This window comes from Ilyobacter sp. (assembly GCF_041583315.1).
Taxonomy (GTDB): Bacteria; Fusobacteriota; Fusobacteriia; order Fusobacteriales; family Fusobacteriaceae; genus Ilyobacter.
Genome location: NZ_JBFHGC010000463.1, coordinates 1 through 2,320, shown reverse-complemented (window position 1 = coordinate 2,320; position 2,320 = coordinate 1). Strand labels below are relative to the sequence as shown.

The window sequence follows — 2,320 nt, the reverse complement described above, 5'->3', positions numbered from 1 at the left end:
GATGTCGGGAAAGAATCCAAGATGGCAACTTATATTGCAGGAAAGTTTTATATAGATAACTGGAGGTGGGCAGATGTACCTTTCTACATAAGGGCAGGAAAAAGGTTGAGAAAAAGAGTTACGGAGATATATCTGCAGTTCAAACAGCCTCCTTTAAAACTTTTCGGGGATAAGTATAATAAGATAGTCCCAAACGGAATTTTAATATCTATACAGCCTGAAGAAAAGATATCTGTCAGATTAAACTTAAAATATCCAGGCAGTGAAAATTTTCCTCATCCGGTGGAGATGGACTTTAACTATAAGGACTTGGCTCATATTGTATCGCTAGACGCCTATGAGAGGCTCTTTTTAGACTGTGTAAAAGGCGATCTGACCTTGTTTGCAAGACAGGACAGTATAGAGGCTATGTGGGAAGTTGTGGATTCTATAAATGAATATTTTGAACACAACTATCAGGGAGAACTTCCAAATTATTTCTCCGGGTCATGGGGACCCGAGAAATCAGAAGTTCTTTTAGAGAGAGACGGAAGATGCTGGAGATTTGGAAATACCTGTGAGTTTCATGAAGAGGTGGTCTTAGATGGTGATAAAAACCAAGAGTGAGATGGAACTTTTTGATAAAGCTTCTGAAATATTTCTGGAGGAATATAAAAATTCGATAAAAGAAAAAGGATGTTTTTCCGTGGCTTTTTCAGGAGGAGATACTCCAAAAGAACTTTTTAAACGTTTGGTAAAGATGAAAATAAACTGGGGAAATGTGGATGTTTTCATGGTGGATGAGAGATATCTGCCACCGGATCATAAAGACAGCAACTATAAACTTTTGTGGGAAAATCTTTTGAGTAAGATAGATATACCAACTGAAAATGTAAGAACCGTAAAATATATGGAAAGTCTGGAAACTAGTCGAATAGAATATGAAAAAGAGGTGGAAGATTTTATAGAAGATAATAAAAATTCTTTTGATTTGATAATTTTAGGAATGGGAAAAGATGGGCATACTGCATCAATTTTTTCTGATAATTTGAATATGTCCGGAACTGTTGTACCTTCCTTGGAAAGTGAATTACATAAGTATAACAGAATAAGCCTGGGTTTAGATGTAATAAACACCTGCAGAAAAAAAATGTTTATTTTAAAAAAAGATAAAAAATGTATACTAGATTTAGTTTTGTCCGGAAAAGAATACCCGGCCTCTTTTGTAATTGATAATGTAATATATGTTATAAATGAAGAAGATAAGTAGCGGAATTATATCCGCTACTTATCTTCTTTTAAATAATGATGTTGAAAATCGTGAATGGAGTCTTTTAACAGTTCTATATTTTTGAGATCTGTAGACTGCTTAGTATTCATTGAATATACAGATATACGGTGGAGAAGCTCTAAAGATCGTATGTAATCCTTGTATTCTGGACTGTGACTATCTGCTAGTTTAATTCTCTGATGCAAAAAATACTGGGAAACTATATCCTGATTTTTTTCAGCGTGAATTTCTTTGGTATTTATCCAACGAACCAACTGGTTATAATCCGGAGTTTTGTCCTTTGAAATTTCAATTATTATTTTTGTAGATTTTTCGATGGTGGCTGTATTTTCATAAAGCTCTTTGAATCTTAATTCGTCGTCATAAATCCCGCAAGGTACTTCACAATGGGCGAATAAATAATTTGGAATGAGAAAAAGAAGAGAAAAAAGTAAAAGAAATTTGTTCATAAATATGCACCTCCTGAACTTGCATATGAATAGAGATAAGGTTTCTAACTGCATCTGCTTTTGTCTATATAATGGAGTAAAACATCATCGCTGCTTTTAAGACGTCTACAAATTTCCCTTGTTATGTTTAAGATGAGAATACTGAAAAGATTTTTGTCTTTTTTAAAAATTTTAAAAAATTCTTCTTTTGAAAGAATAATAATAACGCTGTCTTCACATGCAACAGCAGATACAGCGTGTGGTTGTAAACTAAGAACGGAGGCTTCCCCTATACAGTTCCCTTCGCCAAATTCAAAAATCTGGTAAGCGGTCATATCAACCTCCTCTATAAATCGTACCCGACCCTTTTGTATGATGTAAATATGGGACGGGAGTTCTCCCTGTTTGAAAATGTATTCTCCCTTTTTATAATTGGATTGTTTTAAAATTTTAAATAGAAAATAGAGCTGCTTATCATCTAATCCTCCAAAAATAGATATTTTATTTAAAATAGGGAGAATATTTTCTATATCCAGCAGGGGCATTAGTTCCTTTGTCATGAATATCACCTCTTTAAGTTTTGCAGCTTTATAATACCTAAACTAATGTACATTCTGTATCG

Annotated in this window: 3 protein-coding genes and 1 pseudogene; 2 read left to right on the top strand and 2 right to left on the bottom strand. The window is 33.7% G+C overall.

Going from position 1 to position 2,320, the window contains the following annotated elements; all coding sequences use genetic code 11:
- Nucleotides 1–606, top strand: a pseudogene (locus ABZA26_RS12950) (glucose-6-phosphate dehydrogenase); the annotation flags it as partial.
- On the top strand, nt 584–1,249 hold the full coding sequence (gene pgl, locus ABZA26_RS12945) for a 6-phosphogluconolactonase (protein WP_372714927.1): 666 nt from the start codon (nt 584–586) through the stop codon (nt 1,247–1,249). The pseudogene ABZA26_RS12950 and the gene pgl, both read left to right, overlap by 23 nt.
- Nucleotides 1,250–1,263: 14 nt before the next feature.
- On the opposite strand, the gene ABZA26_RS12940 is transcribed toward pgl, so the two are convergent.
- Both ABZA26_RS12940 and ABZA26_RS12935 read right to left on the bottom strand, forming a co-directional pair.
- Complete coding sequence (locus ABZA26_RS12940) at nt 1,264–1,719, bottom strand: superoxide dismutase [Ni] (protein WP_372714926.1); 456 nt, start codon at nt 1,717–1,719, stop codon at nt 1,264–1,266.
- Nucleotides 1,720–1,763: 44 nt separating this feature from the next.
- Nucleotides 1,764–2,258: a cyclic nucleotide-binding domain-containing protein gene (locus tag ABZA26_RS12935; protein ID WP_372714925.1), complete on the bottom strand. Its 495-nt coding sequence runs from the start codon at nt 2,256–2,258 to the stop codon at nt 1,764–1,766.
- Nucleotides 2,259–2,320: the final 62 nt, after the last annotated feature.